This is a genomic window from Streptomyces tibetensis, from assembly GCF_007655005.1.
Classification (GTDB): Bacteria; Actinomycetota; Actinomycetes; order Streptomycetales; family Streptomycetaceae; genus Streptomyces; species Streptomyces tibetensis.
In genome coordinates this window covers 213901-233869 of the sequence record NZ_SZVW01000013.1, presented here as the reverse complement: position 1 = coordinate 233869, position 19969 = coordinate 213901, and the positions used below count along the sequence as shown (strand labels likewise).

Sequence of the window (19969 nt, the reverse complement as noted above, 5' to 3'; positions counted from 1 at the left end):
TGCGGTGATGCGGTTCCTCCTCGACGACGAGCAGCGGGAGTTCGCCCGCACGCTGGACGACATGCTGGGTTCCGCCGGAACACCCGGCGTCGTACGGTCCTGGGCGGCGGGCGACCACGGGCCCGGACGCGCCCTGTGGGCCAGGCTCGCGGAGGCCGGCGTCTTCGCCCTCGCCGTTGCGCAGGAGCACGAGGGGTTGGGACCGCTGCCCGTCGAACTGGCCGTCGCCTTCGCCGAGCTGGGCCGTCATGCCGTGCCCGGTCCGCTGGCCGAGACGGCCGCCGCCAGTGCCCTGCTGGGCCGGCTCGGGGGTGACGCGGCGCATGCCTGGCTTCCGCAGTTCGCGTCGGGCAAGGCCATGGCGTCCCTGTGCGTCCTGTCGCCCGGGGGCGGCCCGTACGCGCTGGACGCCGACGCCGCCGACGCGGTGTTCGTCGTGGACGGCGACACCGTACGGCTCGCGGCCTCGCACGGTCCGGTGCAGTCGTCGGCCGACCCGACGCGGCGGCTGGCCCGACCGTTGGGCGGAGCCGTGCTCGGACAGGGGCCCGAGGTGACGGCGGCCGCCACGTACGCCACCGATGTCGCGGCGCTGGTCACCGCCGCGCAGGCCCTCGGGCTGGGAAGGTCGCTGCTGGAACGCACGGTGCGGTACGTCCGGCAGCGCACCCAGTTCGGGGTGACCGTCGGCTCGTTCCAGGCGGTCAAGCACCGCCTGGCCGACACCCTCATCGCCCTGGAGTTCGCCCAGCCTCTGGTCCACGCCGCCGCCCTGGCCCTGGCGGCGGACGATCCGGCGGCAGGCCGGGAGGTCGCCGCCGCGAAGGTGTCGGCCTGCGAGGCGGCGTACGGGGCGGCGCGCACCGCCCTGCAACTCCACGGTGCTGTCGGCTACACCGAGGAACTGGACCTGTCCTTGTGGATCCGCAAGGCCCGCCCGTTGCGCAACGCCTGGGGTACTCCGGCCGCGTGCCGTGCCCGGGTACTGGCGGACGGGCCGGTGGGGTGAGGCCGGCGGCGGATCAGCGCGAACTGCGGCTGCCGGTAGGGCCGTTGCCATCCTCCCTCACTCGACGGTCGGCAGCCTGCCGAGCGTTGCGCATGCCTCCATCATGATCCTTCCGACGAGTTCGGCGCAGGACGGCAGGTCGTCGATCAGCCCCCCGACCTGGCCGCAGGCCATCACACCGAGGTCGGTGCGGCCGTCGACCATCGCGGCCTTGAGGAGCATCGGGGTGTTGGCGGCCAGGAGGACCTGGCTCCAGGTCAGGCTCTTGCCGTGCTTCATGGCCAGGCCGTCGCGTACCATTCCGGCCCAGCTCATGCCGGAGTCCCGTTTGAAGGCTGAGGCGTGCCGCAGGGCGCGCAGCAGCGAGGCCGTACGGCCGGAGCGCTCCAGCGCGTCCACCAGGTCGCTGCGCAGCATGCGGTGGGGCAGGCCGTCGACCTTCGTGGTGACGGTGACGTCCTGGACGCCCGCGGCGAGGTAGCGGGCCTTGACCGCGTCGGGGACGGTGCTGTCGGAGGTGAGCAGGAAACGGGTGCCCATGGCGATGCCGGCGGCGCCGTAGGCCAGGGCCGCGACCAGTCCGCGTCCGTCCCGGAAGCCGCCCGCGGCGATCACGGGGATGTCGACGGCGTCCACGACCTGCGGCAGCAGCACGGTGGTGGCGACGCTGCCGGTGTGGCCGCCGCCCTCGCCGCCCTGCACGAGCACGGCGTCGGCGCCCCAGGCCGCGACCTTCTCGGCATGCCGCCGGGCGCCCACGGAGGGGATGACGACCACCCCCGCGTCCTTCAGGCGGGCGATCAGTTCCGGCCGGGGCGCGAGCGCGAACGAGGCGACTCTCACGCCCTCGTCGAGGATGATGCGCACCCTCTCCCCCGCGTCCGAGGCGTCCGCCCGGAGGTTGACCCCGAAGGGCGCGTCGGTGCGGGACCTGACCTCGCGCACGGCCGAGCGGAGCTGCTCCGGGGTCATGGTGGCGGACGCGAGGATGCCCAGGGCTCCCGCGTCGGCGGCGGCGGAGACCAGGCGGGGGCCGGCCACCCACCCCATGCCGGTCTGGACGATGGGGGTGCGCACTCCGACGAGTTCGGTGAGGGCCGTGGCGATCGCGGTGTCGCTCATGCGGGCACCTCACGGTCACGGGCGCCCTTCGAGTCGATGACCTCGCGGACGAGGCGCAGCTCTTCGCTGGTGGGCTCGCGGGTGTACGGCACCTCGTCCGGGACGGTGAGGGCGAAACCGGTGGCCGCAAGGACCTGTTCGATCGTGACCCCCGGATGCAGCGAGCGCAGCCGCATCGAGTGGTCCGGGGTGGCGAAGTCGAAGACGCCGAGGTTGCTGACCACTTCCGGGACGTGGTGGAAGCGGGTGGCCGACGGGCCGGCCTCGGCCGCACGGTCGTAGCCGACTCCGCACACCATGTCGACCTGCTCCACGAAGACGCGCGTGGAGTGCTTCGGTACCCAGTAACTGGTCGGATTGTTCAGGGTGTTCACGGGGGCGCCCCGGACACCCAGGAGTTGCCGGGCGGGACGGGACCAGTCGCCGATGCAGGAGATGTTCTGGTTGCCGTGGCGGTCGATCTGGCCGGCGCCCATCATCACGTGCCGCCGTCCCGTGGCGACGAGAGCCAGGTGCTGGCGGTAGGGCAGCCAGCCCTCCACCACCTGGGCGCGGGCGTCGAGCGCCGGGACGTCGCCGATCAGCAGTGCCTCGCCGTCGGTGAGCAGCAGGTCGGGCGCGAACGTCAGCTTCGCCAGCCGGGCGCCGATGGCGGGGACGGTTCCCATGGGGCCGGCCAGGACCTCCCCGGCGTGGCGCCAGACCTCCGCGCAGGCCACCACGCAGTACTCGGCGCGCGTCGTCTTGCCCGTCGTAGGACTGCTCACGCGCGCTCCTCGTGGAATGCCGCGACCGCGGCCTGATACGTCTCCTCGTCCGCGGACAGGTAGCGATCGGTGAAGGCCTGCCAGGCCTGAGGGTCGCGGGCGGCAACGGCGTAGGCGCGCTGGAAGGCCTCGTCGCGGTCGTGGTCGGGGGCACAGGAGGTGAAGTGCGCGCCGTTGGGTGTCTGGACGACCCCGGTCACGAACGCCCGCTTGACGAGCAGCGTCTGCGGGGCCGCGTCCTTGAGCAGGTCGGCCGTGTCGACGAGCTGCTCGCAGGAGACGTACGCGGCGTCGGCCGCCTGGCAGAACAGGTCGTCGAAGTACGGGTCGGGCCCCAGGTACTGGGCGTTGCCCTGTGCGTCCGCCCGGTTGAGGTGCACCAGCGTCGCGTCCAGGCGCAACGCCGGGACCGCGACGAACTCCTCGCCGTCCGCGTAGGGCGAGACCACCGTGCGCAGGTGCGGGTTGACCTTCATCACGTCGGAGCCGAGTCCGGCTCGGACCGGCAGGAAGGGCAGCCGCTGCGCTGCGGCGGTCAGACCCCACATGAACATCGCCTCGTCCAGTTCCACCAGGTCGAAGGCCCCGCGCTGCCGGGCCGCGGTGAAATGCGGCTCCAGCGGGATGGAGTCCAGGGTGGCGAACGGGGTCACCAGAGTGCGGATCCGGTCCGCCGCGGCGAGCAGGCCTACGTCGGGGCCGCCGTAGGACACCACCGTCAGGTCGGTGATGTCGGAGCGCAGCAGTGCACGGATCAGTGCCATCGGCTTGCGGCGCGATCCCCAGCCGCCGATGCCCAGGGTCATGCCGCTACGGAGCCGGCCGACCACCTGCTCGGCGGTCATCGTCTTGTCGCTCAACGCGCCTCCCTTTCGGACGGCTCGGACGCCTTCGACGACGACCGGGACGAGATGAAGGCCTCGCGGTACCGGTCCGACACGCCCCTGAGGTTGGCCTCGAACGTGAAGCCCTGCTCGAAGCGGTAGCTGCGGCGGACGTCCACGGGGTCGATGCCGTTGATCGAGGCCTTGGCGAAGCGGATGAGGAGCCCGTCCTTGGCGGCGATCTCCCTGGCCAGCTCCATGGCCGCGGCGTGCAGCTGTTCGCGCGGGACGATCCGCCACACCGAGCCGTGGCGGTGCAGTTCCTCGGCCGTCACGGTGCGCGAGGTGTAGTAGAGCGTCCGCATCAGGTGCTGGGGGACCAGCCGGGCCAGGTGGGTGGCGGCGCCGAGCGCGCCCCGGTCCAGCTCGGGCAGCCCGAAGGTCGCGTCGTCGCTCGCCACGATCGAGTCGGCGTTGCCGACCAGGCCGATACCGCCGCCCACGCAGTAGCCCTGCACAGCGGCGACCACGGGGACCTCGCAGTCGTAGACCGCGTTGAACGCCTCGTAGCAGCCGCGGTTGGTGCCGACGAGTGCCGTGTACCCCTCGGTGCGCTGCATCTCCTTGATGTCGGCGCCGGCGTTGAAGCCGCGCCCGGTCGCGGTGAGGACGACGCAGCGCACGGCGGGATCGGAACCGGCACCGCGTACCGCGGCAGCCAGGTCGTACCAGCCCTGGACGGGGACGGCGTTGACCGGTGGGAAGTCGACGGTGATGACGGCGATGCCCTCTGCGGGGCTTGCGGTGGAGACACCCATGGGCGGATCAGCTACCTTTCCACCAAACGTTTGTTAGGTGTGAAGGTAGCAGCGGAGTACGCCTCGCGGGAGGTCCCCCATGGCAACGATCACCGATCTGAGCGGACGGGTGGCGGTGGTCACCGGCGGAACCAGGGGCGTGGGCGCGGGCATCACCCGGGCCCTGCTGAAAGCCGGGGCCGAGGTGGTGACCTGCGCGCGGCGCCCCGCGGACGGGCCTGTCGAAGCGGCCGGGCGCACTGCCCGGTTCCTGCCGGTCGACCTGCGTGACGCGGACGCCGTCGGTGCCTTCTTCGCTCACGTGAGGGGCGAGTACGGCGGGCTGGACGTCCTCGTCAACAACGCGGGGGGCACGCCGTACCGGATGCTCGAGGAGGGCGGTGCCGAACGGCACTCCCGGGTCGTCGAGTTGAACCTGCTGGCCCCCCTGACAGCCTCCCTCGCCGCCTACGAGCAGATGCGCGCCCGGCCCGGCGGCGGGTCGATCGTCATGATCGGCAGTGTCAGCGGCAGCCGTCCGTCACCGGGCTCGGCGGCCTACGGCGCCGCCAAGGCGGGGCTGGAGCAGCTGGCCCGCAGCATGGCTGTGGAGTGGGCCCCGGAAGTACGGGTCAACACCCTGGTCCTCGGCATGGTCCGCACCGAGCTGTCGCAGCTGCACTACGGCGACGAGGACGGCGTCGCGGCCGTCGGCCGCACCGTGCCGCTCGGCCGGCTCGCCGACCCGGCGGAGGTGGGCGACGCCTGTGTCTTCCTCGCCTCCGAGCGCGCCGCGTACATCAGCGGCGCGAGCCTGCTCGTCCACGGCGGCGGCGAACGCCCGGCCTACCTCGACGCCGCCACCGCCGGCAAGTGACCCACCGAACCCACCCGTTCCCCGACCTTCCAGACCTCTCAGTGAAGGGACCCAGAGCATGTCCGGACTGTGCAGCGAACGTGTCGCGATCGTCACCGGGGCGGGACGTGGACTCGGCCGGGCGCACGCCCTCGCTCTCGCCGCCGAGGGCGCGAAGGTCGTCGTGAACGACCTCGGTGTCGGCCTCGACGGGAGTGGTACCGAGGCGGGGCCCGCCCAGCTCGTCGTCGACGAGATCGTCGCCCGCGGCGGGCAGGCGATCGCCCACGGCGGGGACATCGCCACGACGGAGGGGGCGGCCTCGTTGATCCGCACCGCCGTCGAGGCCTACGGCCGCCTCGACACCCTGGTCAACAACGCCGGATTCCTGCGGGACCGCATGCTGGTGAACCTCGACGAGGAGGACTGGGACGCCGTCATGCGCGTCCATCTCAAGGGGCACTTCCTGCCGCTGAAGCACGCGGCGGCCCACTGGCGCGCGGAGGCCAAGGCGGGCCGTGTCCCGGCCGCCCGGGTCGTCAACACCACCAGCGGGGCGGGGCTGTTGGGCAGTGTCGGCCAGGGCAACTACTCCGCGGCCAAGGCCGGGATCATCGGGCTGACCCTCGTCGCCGCGGCCGAGATGGGCCGTTACGGCGTCCTGGTCAACGCCATCGCCCCCGCGGCGCGCACCCGGATGACCGAGGCCACGTTCGCCGAGGCCATGACGGCCTCCGGCAGCGGCTTCGACGCCATGGCCCCGGAGAACGTGTCCCCGCTCGTCGTGTGGCTCGGCTCCGCGGCCTGCGCCGGGGTGACGGGGCGGGTCTTCGAGGCGGCGGGCGGTCGCATCACGGTCATGGAGGGGTGGCGCCCCGGCCCCACGGCGGACAAGGACGCCCGCTGGTCCCCGTCCGAGGCCGGGGAGGCCGCAATGAAACTCCTGGCGGAGGCGGCGACTCCCGAACCGGTGTACGGAGCGGGGTGAGCACCCGGCGGGTGTACGACTCCGAAGAGCCGGACACCCGCCCTGCTGCCGCCGGACCGACGGAAGAGGCCGGAGCGGACCGTGAGCGGGTGGCGGCCGCCGGCTGAGGACAGCACAGAAACGACGGCCGGTGCGGAGCGCGCGCTCCGCACCGGCCCTCGGTGGTGCTGCTGCCGTTGTCCAGCCCCTTGCTGCTCATGCGGTTGACCAGTGTGCAGCAGCCGTTGCAGCACGTCAGCCGGCGGGGGACGGCTCCGGCAGCGTCTCGGGTTCTGCGGCGGGGGCGTCCGGGTGCCGGCGTTCGTTTCGCCACGACGCCACCCACGCGAGTACCGCGCCGCCCACGGCGTAGGCGCCGAGCACCCAGACGGCGGACGTGACCGCATGGCCCGAGAAGTAGACCGTGTTGCGGACCAGCGTGGTACCGGCCCCCGGCGGCAGGGCCTGTCCGATCGCGCTCCAGAACGCGGGGAGCAGCGGTGCCGGGTAGACGCCGCCGGAGCTCGGATTGCCCAGCACCACGAAAAGCAGGATGACCAGGCCGGTGCCCAGCAGGCCCAGTAGGGTCTGCAGGGCGAGCGCGGTCGCCGCCGAGGCGAGGACGACCAGGGCACCGATGCCGCTCAGGGCCCAGAAATGACCGTCGAGTGCGCCGAACACCGGCCCCACGACGACCGCTCCGGCGATTCCGGACACGGCCGCGTACACCGCGAGCACGGCGAGGCGGATCAGGGTGCGCTGCCGGTTGGCCGGGCGGGTACCCGCTGCCATCCCCATGATCGTGGCCGTCAGATAGCCGCCGATCACCCAGCCCACCACCAGGTAGAAGGACGTCATGCCTCGCCCGTCCCCGGCATTCGGGGGCCGGATGTCGGAGACGGTGATCTGCCGCTTCTGCGCCGTCTCGATCTTCTGGGCGATCTGCGTGGCGGTCTGCGACACCGAGGGTCCACCCGCCGAAGCGACGAGGAGGGTGTCTTTGGTGCCGGCCGCGTCGAAGAGGAAGGCGGCGTCCGTCTTCCTCGTGAGCACCCATTGCCGGGCCGTCTCGGCGCTCGGTGCCGCCGTCGCCTTGACCGGGTCGTCGGACAGGGCGTTGAGCTGGCCGACGATCTTCGCGGAAGCCTGCTGTGGAGCGGCGACCGCCACGGTTATCCGGTGAGGTGTGGGCGAGTGGAAGGCCCCGACGTAGGAGACGATGAAGGCGAGCTGGACGAGCAGGCCGCCGAGCACCAGCCCGAAGGCCCGGAGCGTGACGGCGTCCTTGAACTCGGCCGCGAAAACAGGCGACTTGGAGTCGCGCTCGATCGGCGATTCGCCCGAAGGCGGGCTGGAGGGTGCTTTCACGGGCGAATGATCGCACACGGACGTGAATGCCTTGCTCCGCTTACTCCGCCGCACTGGCCATCAATGACGCACTGGCGCCGCGCACCACCGCGCCGAGCCCGCCTTGGCCCGTCGCTATCCGAACAGGCGCCGCTGGATCTCCCGCCGGTAGTCCTCCAGCGTCCTGTCGAGGTGCACCGCCGTGGCCTCGGCCGCCTCGTCGGGGCGGCCGTCGCGGATGGCCCGGTAGATGGCCTCGTGCTCCTCCACCGCGGCCGCCGTACCGTCGCCGAACGTGTCGTGGATCCCGATGGCGCTGGACTGCCGCTGCAGGCGTCGCGCGTCGCGCACCGCGCTGACCAGGAAGGTGTTGTGCGAGGCCGCGGCCACACCGGTATGGAAGTCGTCGTCCGCCTGGTTGAACACCTCGACCTGGCCGTGGACGAACCCGTGCCTGCATTGCTGCATCGCGACTTCGATGGTCCGCAGCTCGGCGGGCGTGGCACGGGTGGCCGCCAGACTGCTGGCGGCCATCTCCTGCACCCTGCGGAACTCGAACAGCATCAGGACGTGATCGATGTCGACGGGGCGGAAGAAGCCGCCCCAGCGGCTGGTGATGAGCATGCCGTCGTCGTCCGCGACGAACAGTCCGCGTCCCTTGTGCGCCCGGACCCGACCGAGGGCCGAAAGGATCTTCACTGCCTCCCGCACGACCGCTCTGCTGGTGTTCAGCGTCTGGGCCAGGTCGTTCTCCGTCGGCAGCCGGTCCCCAGGCGTCAGGCGCGCCTCGGCGATGAATTCGAGGATCCGCTCGGCCACCACCTCGTAGCCGGGCCGATAGTCACGCCGCTCCTGGTCCGAGCCGTTCGCCGCCGCGGCAGCAGTGGTCGAGGCTTGCGCGGGCAGGGCCGGTTCGGTCGCGGGCGTGTCGTTCATCTGGAATGCCTCCGGGTGACTGCGACGACAGCGACTGATCGCTGTTGAGCCGCGCTCATCGTACCCGTAGCCAACAATGAGTCGTACTTATTTGGCAATGGGCCAGTCGATAAAGGCCGATGCATAAGTTGGACATAACGGTCACAGCAGGCACCAATCTCTCCTTAATCGCCGAGGCGACGCTTTGAAATTGGGCAAATAGAGCCGCACACACCCTTGACTGCCTGCTGGATAAGGCGCCTAATTTCTTCCGCGACGGCAGTGACAGAGCAGTCGTCGCCTCATCCCCGCGCCACCTTCCCGATCTGCTTCGGGGCGCCCGCACACCAAGTGGAGTCGTTCATGACCCTTAGCGAGTCTTCGGCCGGCCAGGAAAGAGTGTCGAGCAAGAGACGTTCTGCGTTGCTGGCCGGCTGCGCGGCCACCGTGCTCATGACCGTGGCCGCCTGCGGTGGCGGCACCGCGAGCACGACCGAGAAGGACGGCTTCGCCCAAGCGCCCCAGAAGGACGGCGCGTTGACCGTCTGGGTGGACGCGACCCGGCTGGCCGCCGCGAAGCAGTACCAGCAGCTGCACCCGGACGTGAAGCTGGACATCGTCAGCTACGACGGCAACGCCAACGGGTCGAACTACCTCCAGACGAAGGTCCAGCTCTTCAACCGCACCCACAAGGGCTGGCCGGACGTCGTCTTCAGCTCCCAGAACAACGAGGTCACCTGGGCGGTCGACGCGGGCTTCGCCGCGCCGCTCAACAAGGGACTGATCCCGGAAGGGACCCTGGGGAACTTCGCCAAGGGCGCCAACGACGTCTGTACGGTCAACGGCACGCTCTACTGTCTGCGCAACGACCTCTCCCAGGCGGTGCTCTGGTACAACGCGCCGCTGATGAAGAAGTTCGGCTACACGGTGCCGACGACCTGGGAGGACTACCAGAAGCTCGGCGAGAAGGTCGCCGAGGAACACCCCGGCTACCTGGTGGGAGACGCGGGCGACTCCTTCACTCCCGAGATCTACCTGTGGGCGAGCAAGTGCGGCGCCAACCACATCACCGGCCCCAAGGCCGTGTCGGTCAACACCACCAGCGAGGCCTGCACCAAGATGGCCAAGCTCATGGACGCGCTCATCAAGAACAAGTCCATGTCCATCAGCGGGGTGTTCAGCACCGACTTCACCAAGAACGAGGCCGACAAGATCCTGCTCATGCCCGGTCCGGCCTGGTTCGGCGGGGCGGTGTTCAAGGACGGCCTCAAGACCCCGGCGAAGCAGATCGGTGTGGCCCCCATACCCCAGTGGAAGGGCGACACCTCGACGTCCACCGGCAACGTCGGCGGCGGCACCTGGCTGCTCTCCCAGCACTCCACTCACCTCAAGGCGGCCACCGACTTCCTGAAGTGGGTCACCACCGACAACGCCTACCAGGGCGAGAAGGCGCCCGGCTTCCCGGCCTACGCGCCCGCGGCCGAGAACTGGCTGAAGGCCCAGGACGCCTCCGGCTACTTCAGCGGTGGCCTCGGCGCGCTCAAGGACGCCTCCGGTCAGGTCTGGCCGGGCTGGGGCTCGGGCCAGTTCAGCCAGGAGGCGATCTGGGCCGCCACCGTCAAGCCAGGCCTGACCCAAGGCAAGAGCATCGTCTCGATGCTGCCGGCCTGGCAGGACTCCATCGTCAAGTACGCCAAGTCCGACGGATACAAGGTCTCCCAGTGACCCTGACCCTCTCATCGACCGGCTCTGCCCGTCGGCGCCGTCGCGGCCCCGCCCGGCAGAGCCGGGCCGGCGCGGCGTTCGTCGCCGCCTACGTGATCCTGCTGATCGCGTTCGGCATCCTTCCGACCGGCTACGCCGTCTACTTCGCCTTCACCGACGCCGGGGGCACCTTCACCGGCTTCGCCAACTTCATCACCACGGCGCAGGACTTCCGCTTCGTGGACGCCGTGAGCCACGTGGCGGTCTACCTCGTCCTCTGGCTCTTCTCGCTGGTGGTGTTCGTGGTGGGCCTGGCGCTGCTCCTGCACCGCCTGGCCTCCGGGAAGGCCGGGCAGGCGCTCCGGTTCCTCTATTACATCCCCGGAGCGCTCGCCGGCGCCGCCAGCGTGCTGGTGTGGCTGTTCATGCTCGATCCGACGGTGAGCCCGGTCAGTTCCCTGCTGGGGACACTGGGGTTCCACACCTTCGGCGAGGTGATCGCGCCCGGCAACCTGGCACTGCTGTTCACGATCATCGCGTTCTGGACCGGAGCCGGCGGCTGGATCGTCGTCATGTACGGGGCGCTCAACAACATCCCCAAGGACGTCATGGAAGCCGCGCACATCGACGGCGCGAACGCCTGGCAGACCGCCTGGCGGGTGCAGATCCCGATGCTTCGCAAGTGGATCGTGTACATGGTGATCCTGGGCTTCGCGGGCGGCGCCCAGCTGTTCGTCGAACCGCAGTTGCTCTCCCTCGCCAGTGTGGGCGTGGCCGGACGTGACTACTCGGTCAACCAGCTGACGTACGACTTCGCCTTCCAGATGAACAACATCAACGGAGCCGCCGCCGTCTCGGTGGAGCTCCTGGTCGTCGGTGTGTCGGCCGCCGCCCTCTTCGTCGCACGGTCGGGATTCTTCGATGCCGATTGACACCTCCCCCAGTTCGGTCGCCGCACCCCGCTCGGTGCGGGGACCCGAGGCCGTGAGCCGGTCCCGGCACCGGACCTCGCGGCAGCGCCGACGGCCCGCACGGCACCTGCCGTCGCGGCTGCTGGCCGCCTCCGTACTCGCCGTGTTCGTCGTGTTCTTCGTGCTGCCGGTGCTCTGGCTCGTCCTCGCCGCGACCAAGACCGACCAGCAGTTGGTCCACGACAGCCCGCTGTCCATCGGCTCCTGGCACACGCTCGAGGCCAACTGGCACGCCCTCACGGCGTACCAGGACAACGCCATCATGCTGTGGCTGCGCAACTCCGCTCTCTACGCGGTGATTTCGCTGGCCATCACGCTGTGCGTGGCCGTGCCCGCGGGCTACGCCCTGGCGATGACCGAGTTCCGGGGCCGGCGCGCGCTGCTGATCTCGACACTGGTCGTGATGCTCATGCCGAACGCCACGCTGGTGGTGCCGCTGTTCCTGGAGATCAACGCGGTGGGCCTGATCGGCACGATGTGGTCGATCATCCTGCCGTACTCCTTCTATCCGTTCGGCGTCTACCTGACCTACATCTACTTCACCACCGCCGTGCCGAAGGACCTTCTGGCAGCGGCGCGGATGGACGGCTGCTCCGAGTTCGGTGTCTTCCGCCTCGTGGCACTGCCGCTGGCGACACCTGTCATCGCGCTCGTGGGCTTCTTCAGCTTCGTCGCCAACTGGACCAACTACTTCCTGCCGTACGTGATGCTCCCCGAAAGCGACCAGATGCCCGTCCAGGTGGGCGTCGGCAACCTGCTCAGCAGTGTGCCGTCGTTCAACCCGACGGTCGGCTCGCTCGCCATCGAGCGCCCGCAGCTGGCTCTGGCGACCTTGGTGGCCATCACACCGGTGCTCGTCGTCTTCCTCTTCGCCCAGCGCTTCCTGGTGAGCGGAATGCTCGCCGGAGCCACCAAGGAATGACGTCCGCGCCGCCACCCCGAACGGAGAACCCCCGCATGCCACTCAGCTCTGCCGACCACGATTCGGGGGAGGACGCCCAGGCCTCCGGCCACCCGGCTCCCCCGCCCGAAGTCCAGGCCGGGGTGCCGCTGCTCGAACCACCCGGCTGGGCCACGGCACAGCGTGCGCTGTTCGACCTGCTCGACCACGCCTGGCGCCGTTTCGCCCGCGACTTCACCGGCCAGGACGGACGGCTGAACTACAACGACCGGCTCACCACCCGTGACGGTGTGGACGACTTCTACGAGGTGTTCTTCAACTGGCCCCAGCTCTACCTCCTCGGCGGCGCCGACGATCTGCTGCCCGCGAGTGAGAGGCACTGGGAGGGCGTGACCCGGCAGCTCACCGAACTGGACATGCTGCGCGACGAGTACGAGCGCGGCTACGACTGGTTCCACCAGGGCGAGAGCCTGCTGCTGCTCTACTTCCTGTGCATGGCCGCCCCCGACCGCTGGTCCGAGCGCGCCCTGCGCTTCGCCGAGCTGTACGTCGACGCGTCCAAGGGCAACTACGACCCCGAACACCGCGTCATCACCCGCCCCCACAACGGCAGCGACCCGGACCGGTCGGGCCTGTTCGACGGAGACGTCTACCCCTGGCTGCTGAAGGAGGCCGAGACCTACGGCTTCCCTCTGGACTGGATCCCCGAGGCGCAGGGCGGCCCGTTCCCCCTCTCCGAGGATCCCCGGCTGGGCGCGCAGATGCGGACGCGGATGGGCGTCGGCGACACGGCGGTCAACCTCGCCGCGGCCGGGCTGGTCCTCAACGCCTGGATCCTGTCGGGCGAGGAGCGCTACCGCGACTGGATCGTCGAGTACGTGGGTGCGTGGCGGGAACGGACGCAGGCGAACGAGGGACTCATCCCGGACAACGCCGGCCCGGACGGCGAGGTCGGCAGTCTGCTGGAGGGGCGCTGGTACGGCGGCCACTACGGCTGGTCCTGGCCGCACGGCTGGCACAGCGTGGGTCACGCGGCCTGTGTGGCGGCGCTGGCGGCGGCGACGGTCACCGGGGACGACGACTACCTCTCCATGGTCACGACCTCGCTCGACACCCTCATCGGCCACGGCAAGGTGATGCCCCACACCGAGGCGGACTCGAGTCTGCCCTCCAAGTGGGCGGTCGAGCTCGGTCCGGACATCACCACGCCCACGCTCCACCTCCCCTTCCGTCACAACGACTCGGGCTGGTTCGACTACAACCCCCTCACCCCGCCCGTGCCGGTCGCCCTGTGGCACCACACGGCCTCCGACACCGACCGCGCCCGGCTGGAGGGGCTGCGCGAGGCCGACGGCATCGACTGGCGCACGGTGCGGCCGTTCCGTGCCAAGGAGGAGTCCGGGCACGAGAAGGCGTGGTTCGCCTTCCTCGCCGGTGACGACCCCGGCTACCCGGAGCGGATCCTCGCCACCGCCCAGGCCCAGGTCCGCCACCGTCTGCGGCGCATGGACCGCTACCGCGACCTGGACGTGGCCGAGGCCGACATCCACGTGTGGCAGCTGTGCAACCCGGTGGTCACCGAGGCTCTCGTCCAGCTGACCTGGGGCGGCCCCCAGGTGCTGTACAACGGCGGCCTGCAACAGGCCCGGCTGCGCTACCACGACGCCGAGGCCCGCCGCGCCGGCCTGCCGCCGGACGTGGCCGCGCTGGTCACGTCCATCGAGCCCGAGGCGACCACCGTCGAACTGGTGAACCTCTCCCCCGCGGCCGAGCGCACGGTGATCGTCCAGGCGGGTGCCTTCGCCGAGCACACCATCACGGCGGTCCGGTACACGACGTGCGCGGACGACGGTTGGATCGGGGACATGTACGACTACGGCCACACGGAGCCGGTCGTCTCCGAGACGGAGGCGGCTTGCGACAGCGCCTTCCTGACCGTCCGGCTTCCGGCGTCCACCCGTGTACGGCTGACGCTCCGGCTCCGGTTGCGCACCCGCACCCCCAGCTACCGCACACCCTTCGACAACTCTGCCGACCAGCCCCGCCCGGGCGTGGAGGAGCACACCTCATGAAGCGCTTCGCCCAGACCATCCGGCTCCGGCCCGAACACCGGCGGGAGTACCTCGAACTCCACTCCGCCGTCTGGCCCGGAGTCGAGGCCGCCCTGCACCGTGCGCAGATCCGCAACTACAGCCTCTTCCTCCACGGTGACGTGCTGTTCGCCTACTTCGAGTACCACGGCGAGGACTTCGAGGCCGACATGGCGGAACTCGAGGCCGACCCCGAGACCCAGGAGTGGTGGAAGCTCACCGACCCGTGCCAGGAGCCGTGGCCGGACCGGGGCGACTCACGCCAGTGGACGGAGATGCCGGAGGTCTGGCATCTGGGCCCGAAGGCGGACCCGCAGTGACCGCCCCCGCTCTCGTCGACGCCCACCACCACCTGTGGGACCTGGCCCGGCGTCCGCAGCCCTGGCTCGACGACCCCGCCGTGACGTCGATCCGCCGTACCTTCACCCCCGACGATCTGCGCGCCACCGCCACTCACCCGATCGCGGGCCGCCGGCTGCACAGCACGGTCGTGGTGCAGTGCATCGCGGACGTGCCCGAGACCGAGGACCTGCTCGCGCTCGCCGCACAGGAGTCGCTGATCGGGGCCGTGGTCGGCTGGGCGGATCTGACGTCCCCGGCGATCGGTGACGTGCTCGACCGCCTGAGCGCCGGACCCGGCGGCACGTATCTGCGCTCGCTGCGCCACCTCGTGCAGGGCGAGACGGACCCCGGATGGCTGCAGCGGCCCGATGTGGAGCGTGGCCTGGCGGCGCTCCGGGACCGCGGGCTCTGCTACGACGTGCTCGTCCGCAGCCACCAGCTCGACCAGGCGATCCGGCTGGCCGAACGGTTCCCGGACCTGCCCCAGGTGCTCGACCACGCGGGAAAGCCGCCCATCGCCGCGCGTGACCTGGCGGACTGGGAACGCGAGGTACGCCGGCTGGCCGGTCATCCCCACGTGGTGTGCAAGGTGTCGGGGCTGATCACCGAAGCCGACCACGGCAGCTGGACGACCGCCGACATCCGGCCCGTCTGGGACGTCCTGCTCGACTCCTTCGGCCCCGGCCGGCTGATGTTCGGCTCGGACTGGCCGGTCGCGAACCTCGCGGGCGGCTGGAACCGCTGGGCCGCCACCGTCGACGAACTGCTCAGCGGCTGTGCCGCGAACGAGATCCAGTCCGTCCTGGCCGGCACCGCGACCGCCTTCTACCGCCTCGCGCCCGCCTCCGATGGAGGCGACGCCGCCGCCCGCACCACGAGGGGGGACGGATGACCCCTTCCCACCGTGCGCCTGCCTCCCCCGAGGAGCACGTGGTGCGCCGGCGGACCGTGGGAAACACCTCGGTCGCCGTGACCGACCTGGGCTTCGGGGCCTCGGTGATCGGCAACCTCTACCGGGTGACTCCCGCCCAGGACGCGTCGGCCGCCGTCGACGCGGCCTGGGAGGCGGGCATCCGGTACTTCGACACAGCGCCGCACTACGGCCTCGGCCTCTCCGAGCGCCGTCTGGGCGCCGCCCTGCGCGCCCGGCCGCGCGAGGCCTGCGTCGTCTCCTCCAAGGTGGGCCGGCTCCTCGTCCCCAACGAACGGCCCCGAGGCCTCGACGACGAGGGCTTCGTGGTGCGCGATGACGTGCGCCGGCAGTGGGACTTCAGCCGCGACGGTGTCCTGCGCTCCATCGACGACACCCTGGAGCGCACCGGCCTGGACCGGCTCGACGTCGTCTATCTCCACGACCCCGACGACCACTGGCGGCAGGCCGCGGAGGAGGCCATGCCGGCCCTCGCCGACCTGCGCGACCAGGGCGTGATCGGGGCCGTCGGGGCCGGCATGAACCAGTCCGCCATGCTCGCCCGCTTCCTGCGCGAGACCGCCGCCGACGTCGTCATGCTCGCCGGGCGCTACACCCTGCTCGACCAGTCCGCGCTGGACGATGTGCTGCCCGCCGCGCAGGAGCACGGCAAGAGCGTCGTCGCGGTCGGCGTGTTCAACTCCGGACTGCTCTCCCAAGACCGGCCCGCCGAAGACATGAAGTACGACTACCGGGACGCGCCGCCGGACCTGGTCCGACGGGCGCTGGCCATCGCCGAGGTCTGCGCGCGGCACGGCACCGCCCTGCCCGCCGCCGCCATCGCCTTCCCCTACACACACCCCGGCGTCGTCAACGTCACGCTGGGCATGCGGACTCCGAAGCAGGTCCGCCGGAACGCCGCACTCCATCGGGGTGCCGTTCCCGAGGCGCTCTGGGACGACCTCCGGCGCCAGGGTCTCATCAGGCCCGACGTTCCCCTCGCGGCGGACGAGCCTTTACGCCGGCCCTGACTCCCGTCGCTCCACCTCCGTCGTGAGGCGAGCCCACAGTCGTGCCCCGGCCTTCGAGGCACTCAGAGCCGAACCCGATGACGACCCGAGTCAACCGCACCGAGGACCTACCGAGGACATACAGGGAGCCGCCGTATGTACGCCCACCCGATCGTTCGCACCAGAGGGAGGGACAGACGATGAAGCACGTCACCTCCTCCGTCCGCATGCTGTCAGCAGGCGCCGCGGTGGCGGTCTCCGCCACGCTGCTGACGTCCCTCACGATGCCGACCCCGGCCTCGGCCGCGACCCAGGCGACGTACTACGTCTCTCCTGACGGCAGCGACTCCAACTCCGGTACCGTCTCGGCTCCGTTCAAGACCCTGCAGCACGCCCGGGACGTCGTGCGCACGGTCAACGACAGCATGACCGGAGACACCAACGTCTATCTCCGGGGCGGCACCTACCCGGTGAGCAGCACCATCAACTTCGCCTCCGCCGACTCCGGCACGAACGGGCACCACGTCGTCTACGCCGCCTATCCGGGTGAGAAGCCGGTCCTGGACGGTGGTGTTCAGGTGACCGGCTGGACACAGCACAGCGGGAATATCTGGAAGGCCACCCTCGACCGCGACAACAAGCTCCGCGCTCTCTACGTCAACGGCAAGCGCGCCCAGATGGCCTCGAAGACGATCAACTCTGCTGGGTGTTACGGGACTTACACCGTCACGCAGAACCAGGCTCCGTGGGCCTGGGAGTCGGGTACGGAGTGCGACGGAGCCAAGTACAGCCTCTCCGACCTGCCTGCCATCGCGTCCAACCAGGACGACGTGGAGATCAAATCGTCGACGACCTGGACCACGGCGATCGTGGGCGTCAGGCAGATCACCACGAGCTCGGACGGCGCCAATCGCGTGGCCATGTTCCAGCAGCCGGGCGCGGCCATCGCCCAGGGACCGCCGAACGGCAACTTCAACCCCGGCGGCAGCCACACGTTCATGAACGCGTACGAGTTCCTGAACCAGCCGGGTGAGTTCTACTTCGACAAGGCCGCCCACACGCTCTATTACTACAAATCCAGCTCCGAGGACATGACCACGGCGAAGGTCTTCGCGCCGAACAACGTGTCCACCCTCCTCAAGATCGCCGGCACGTCCACGACCGACCACGCGCGGAACATCACGTTCTCCGGACTCACGGTCGAGCACTCCGACTGGAACCTGGTCAATGTGGCGGGCTCCGTCTTCCGGCAGGGCCAGCAGGGCAATGCCAGCTCGAACGTCTACACGACGGGGAACTTCCACGTCTACACGTACCGCAACGTCGATCTGCCGCCTGCGGCCATCCAGATCGAGAACGCCGACGGAATCGTCCTGCAGCGCAACACGGTGCAGCACACCGGCGCCGACGGGATCACCCTGGCCAACGACGTGACGGACTCGCAGCTGACCGGCAACTACACCAATGACATTGCCGGATCCGCCCTCACCGTGGGACATCCCCAGCATGTGTACATCGGCGACTACACCTCGGCGAACCACGAGAAGTACCCGGTGAACGTCGAGGGCGTCTGCAAGAACATCACCGTCACGAACAACTACCTCTACGACAGCGCGGTCCTGTTCGAGGGGTCCAGCCCCGTGTCTGCTTACTTCGCCGACACCTTGTCCCTGCAGCACAACCGCATCGAGAAGTCCCCGTGGGCGGGCATCACGCTCGGCTGGGGATGGTGGAACTTCGACGGTTCGCAGGGCTCCATCAACCCCGGGAACCCGACCACCACGGCGAAGAACAACACCGTCAAGTACAACGAGCTCATCGACACCATGCAGACGCTCGGCGACTCCGCTCCCATCTACACGCTGGGCAACCAGCCGGGCACCGAGATCAGCAACAACTTCATTCAGGGCGTGCCGGCCGGTCACAAGTACGGGATCCACCCCGATGAAGGCTCCGCCAACATCAACGAGCACGACAACGTCCTCGACATCGACCCGAACGTCAAGTACGCCATCAACTCCGGCACCTGGGGCAAGCAGCACGACCTGCAGATCACCAACACCTACGGCCCCGTCAACACGATCTTCAGCAAGAGCGTCCCGAACAGCACCATCGACAACGTGCGCGTGTACGCGGACCGCGTGTGGCCGTCGCAGGCCTACAGCATCGCGGTGAACGCGGGTCTGGACGACCTCTACAAGGACATCGTGCCGTCCGCCGATGTGGCGCTCCAGGACTACGCGCTGCCCGCCAGCACGTTCACCGGCAAGGGTGTGACGACCATTGCGGTGCGAAGCCCCGGAGACGGGAGCAAGACCCTTTGGCTGGCTCCCGCCGGCACCACGACGTTCGCCACCGGTCCCACCAAGACCAGCGCGAGTGGCACCTCGACGACCATCAGCGTCCCGCAGACCGCGGGTGACTACCGCCTCTACGTCGTGGACGCCCAGGGGAACGCCTCCGCCGCGTCGAAGGCGCTCGTGCGGCAGCGCTGGAACCACGTCGACGACAAGGCCGCCGGCGTGACCTACTCGGGTACCTGGTCGAACTGGAACGACACGAAGGACATGAACGGGTCCGAGAAGTTCACGAGCACCGCGGGGAACTACGCCGAGTTCTCGTTCACCGGCTCGGGAGTCCGGTACCTCAGCATGACGCAGCCGAACATGGGCAAGGTCGACGTCTACCTCGACGGCACCCTCGCCCAGTCGGGCATCGACGCTTATGCCTCGACGGTGACGAAGCAGGTGCCGCTGTTCGAGAAGACGGACCTCGCGGCGGGCCCCCACACGATCCGGGTGGTGTGCACCGGCACGAAGAACACCGCCTCGTCCGGAGCCGTCTGCACCCTGGACGCGTTCGCCTCCATCGCGTTCCCCGCCACGAACGCCAACTACAAGTTGGTCAACAAGGGCAGCTCCAAAGCGGTCGATGTCTCGGGTGCGTCGATGTCCGACGGAGCCAACGTCATCCAGTGGGCCGACTCCGGAGCCCTGAACCAGAACTGGCGCTTCGTCCCGGTGGGTGACGGCAGTTACGAGATCGTCAGCCGGAACAGTGCCCTGCTCATGGACGTCGGCGGGGACGGCACGTCCATCGTCCAGTCGTCCGATGACAACGCCCCGAGCCAGCACTGGACACTGGTCGCCGCCGGAAACGGCTACTACAAGATCAAGAACGTGAACAGCAACAAGCTGCTCGACGTGTCCTCGGGAGGCACTCAGCTCGTCCAGTCGACGGACACGAACGCCGACAGTCAGCTGTGGAAGGTCGTGAACGTGGACTGACCGCTCACCGATACCGGCGGGCCGGAAAACTCAAGGAGGCGAAAAACCCTGCGGGGCGGGCCGGTGCGGAAGCCGGCACCGCCCCGCAGACATGCGTCGAGGACGTCTGCCGTGGACGGCTGCACACCTCGCCTGCCGTGTCGCGCCTGC

General features: G+C 69.8%; 17 protein-coding genes. 11 read left to right on the top strand and 6 right to left on the bottom strand.

Going from position 1 to position 19969, the window contains the following annotated elements; all coding sequences use genetic code 11:
• Window positions 1-7: 7 nt before the first annotated feature.
• Entirely contained in the window at window positions 8-1009 is a 1002-nt protein-coding gene (locus FDO69_RS23230) for an acyl-CoA dehydrogenase family protein (protein ID WP_104781773.1), read from the top strand.
• Between the two features lie 57 nt (window positions 1010-1066).
• Here the strand turns inward: FDO69_RS23230 and FDO69_RS23225 are convergent, their stop codons facing one another.
• Genes FDO69_RS23225 through FDO69_RS23210 form a run of 4 tightly spaced genes read right to left on the bottom strand, consistent with a single transcriptional unit; the run spans window position 1067 to window position 4540 of the window.
• Window positions 1067-2131: an NAD(P)H-dependent flavin oxidoreductase gene (locus tag FDO69_RS23225; RefSeq protein WP_170320930.1), complete on the bottom strand. Its 1065-nt coding sequence runs from the start codon at window positions 2129-2131 to the stop codon at window positions 1067-1069.
• Window positions 2128-2898, bottom strand: a complete 771-nt coding sequence (locus FDO69_RS23220) for a CoA-transferase subunit beta (RefSeq protein WP_104781772.1) — start codon at window positions 2896-2898, stop codon at window positions 2128-2130. Before FDO69_RS23220 ends, FDO69_RS23225 begins: the two co-directional genes overlap by 4 nt.
• Window positions 2895-3758 carry a CoA transferase subunit A gene (locus tag FDO69_RS23215; protein WP_338105736.1) on the bottom strand — a complete coding sequence of 288 codons (864 nt, stop codon included), beginning with the start codon at window positions 3756-3758 and terminating at the stop codon, window positions 2895-2897. Before FDO69_RS23215 ends, FDO69_RS23220 begins: the two co-directional genes overlap by 4 nt.
• Window positions 3755-4540 (bottom strand): enoyl-CoA hydratase family protein, encoded by a 786-nt coding sequence (locus FDO69_RS23210; protein WP_104781771.1) that lies wholly within the window; start codon window positions 4538-4540, stop codon window positions 3755-3757. The genes FDO69_RS23215 and FDO69_RS23210 overlap by 4 nt, the downstream gene beginning before the upstream one ends.
• 79 nt (window positions 4541-4619) lie before the next feature.
• On the opposite strand from FDO69_RS23210, the gene FDO69_RS23205 reads away from it, so the two are divergent.
• Window positions 4620-5396, top strand: coding sequence for an SDR family oxidoreductase (locus tag FDO69_RS23205; protein ID WP_104781770.1), 777 nt, complete (start codon window positions 4620-4622; stop codon window positions 5394-5396).
• Window positions 5397-5454: 58 nt separating this feature from the next.
• Complete coding sequence (locus FDO69_RS23200; RefSeq protein WP_104781769.1) at window positions 5455-6363, top strand: SDR family oxidoreductase; 909 nt, start codon at window positions 5455-5457, stop codon at window positions 6361-6363.
• 234 nt (window positions 6364-6597) lie between these two features.
• Here the strand turns inward: FDO69_RS23200 and FDO69_RS23195 are convergent, their stop codons facing one another.
• Window positions 6598-7710, bottom strand: a complete 1113-nt coding sequence (locus tag FDO69_RS23195) for an ABC-2 transporter permease (RefSeq protein WP_104781768.1) — start codon at window positions 7708-7710, stop codon at window positions 6598-6600.
• A gap of 114 nt (window positions 7711-7824) precedes the next feature.
• Window positions 7825-8625: a FadR/GntR family transcriptional regulator gene (locus FDO69_RS23190; RefSeq protein ID WP_104781767.1), complete on the bottom strand. Its 801-nt coding sequence runs from the start codon at window positions 8623-8625 to the stop codon at window positions 7825-7827.
• A 342-nt stretch (window positions 8626-8967) separates the two neighbouring features.
• On the opposite strand from FDO69_RS23190, the gene FDO69_RS23185 reads away from it, so the two are divergent.
• From FDO69_RS23185 to FDO69_RS23150, 8 genes are all read left to right on the top strand, one after another.
• Complete coding sequence (locus FDO69_RS23185; RefSeq protein ID WP_104781766.1) at window positions 8968-10329, top strand: ABC transporter substrate-binding protein; 1362 nt, start codon at window positions 8968-8970, stop codon at window positions 10327-10329.
• Complete coding sequence (locus FDO69_RS23180) at window positions 10326-11240, top strand: carbohydrate ABC transporter permease (protein ID WP_104781765.1); 915 nt, start codon at window positions 10326-10328, stop codon at window positions 11238-11240. Before FDO69_RS23185 ends, FDO69_RS23180 begins: the two co-directional genes overlap by 4 nt.
• A gap of 106 nt (window positions 11241-11346) precedes the next feature.
• The gene (locus tag FDO69_RS23175; RefSeq protein WP_104781843.1) at window positions 11347-12201 is read left to right on the top strand and encodes a carbohydrate ABC transporter permease; all 855 of its coding nucleotides are present in this window, start codon (window positions 11347-11349) and stop codon (window positions 12199-12201) included.
• A gap of 35 nt (window positions 12202-12236) precedes the next feature.
• Complete coding sequence (locus FDO69_RS23170) at window positions 12237-14252, top strand: DUF8034 domain-containing protein (RefSeq protein WP_104781764.1); 2016 nt, start codon at window positions 12237-12239, stop codon at window positions 14250-14252.
• A complete protein-coding gene (locus FDO69_RS23165) occupies window positions 14249-14590 on the top strand; it encodes an L-rhamnose mutarotase (RefSeq protein WP_104781763.1) in 342 nt (113 codons plus the stop codon). The genes FDO69_RS23170 and FDO69_RS23165 overlap by 4 nt, the downstream gene beginning before the upstream one ends.
• On the top strand, window positions 14587-15504 hold the full coding sequence (locus FDO69_RS23160) for an amidohydrolase family protein (protein WP_104781762.1): 918 nt from the start codon (window positions 14587-14589) through the stop codon (window positions 15502-15504). Before FDO69_RS23165 ends, FDO69_RS23160 begins: the two co-directional genes overlap by 4 nt.
• Entirely contained in the window at window positions 15501-16553 is a 1053-nt protein-coding gene (locus tag FDO69_RS23155) for an aldo/keto reductase (protein WP_104781761.1), read from the top strand. The genes FDO69_RS23160 and FDO69_RS23155 overlap by 4 nt, the downstream gene beginning before the upstream one ends.
• Window positions 16554-16732: 179 nt before the next feature.
• Entirely contained in the window at window positions 16733-19819 is a 3087-nt protein-coding gene (locus tag FDO69_RS23150; protein WP_104781760.1) for an RICIN domain-containing protein, read from the top strand.
• The last annotated feature ends 150 nt before the right edge of the window (window positions 19820-19969 follow it).